The sequence below is a fragment of the Pseudomonas sp. 37 R 15 genome, from assembly GCF_900004865.1.
In the GTDB taxonomy this organism is placed as follows: Bacteria; Pseudomonadota; Gammaproteobacteria; order Pseudomonadales; family Pseudomonadaceae; genus Aquipseudomonas; species Aquipseudomonas fluorescens_AM.
Window position 1 is genome coordinate 392 of sequence record NZ_CVTV01000053.1, and the last position, 824, is coordinate 1,215.

At 55.4% G+C, this 824-nt stretch carries 1 protein-coding gene; it reads right to left on the bottom strand.

Annotation, left to right across the window (positions count from 1 at the left end):
- On the bottom strand, positions 1 to 824 hold an 824-nt coding region (locus tag BFQ04_RS30060), incomplete at both ends, for an immunoglobulin-like domain-containing protein (RefSeq protein ID WP_371914523.1).

The following is an 824-nucleotide window of genomic DNA, read 5'->3' on the forward strand; positions in this document are numbered from 1 at the left end:
ACCGTTGCCTGCAACTTCCAGCTTCTCGAAGTTGCCGCCCGTTGCGTCGGTAATTTTGACCGTCTGCGTGCTCTTGTCGATGAACACGTCATCGCTTGGCGCTGGGACGGTTACTGCGCCGGCGGTATCGCCCGCTTTAATCGTGATGCTCGAACCGTTGTCCAGCTTCAGAGTGACGTCGCTGCCTGCTTTATTGGAGAGCGTGGCGGTGTACGTAATCTGTCCACCTTCGCTAACAGCATTCGGTGCGGTCAGTGTGACAGTCGTGGCGTTATCAGTACCTGGGGTATCAGTCACGGTTGTAGTGACTTTGTCGGTACCTGGAACGAGATTTTCGAAGTGCTCGCCGCCAGTNACGGTTTGAATAGCAGTGGTGACGGTCTGGTCGCCCTTATACACGTCATCCGGCGCAACAACCGAAACGCTGGCGCTCGATTGGTTTACACCGATAGTGATGCTCTGGCCGTTATCGAGCGTGACGGTCAGCGGGTTGGTGATGTTGGTTACAGGCGTACCGTTCTTATCCACAAGGCTCGCGGTATAGACAATGTTTCCGCCCTCGCCAACGGTGGTGGTAGCGGTCAGGACAACGTCGACCTTGTCGATAGTGTCGTTGATCGTTGTCGTTGCACCGTTGCCCGCAACTTCCAGCTTCTCGAAGTTGCCGCCAGTGGTTTCGGTGATCTGAACGGTCTGCGTGCTCTTATCGATGAACACATCATCGGAAGGTGCAGGCACAGTCACTGTGCCGACGGTATCGCCGGCTTTGATGGTGATCGAGGAGCCATTATCAAGTTTCAGAGTGACGTCACTGCCCGCTTTGT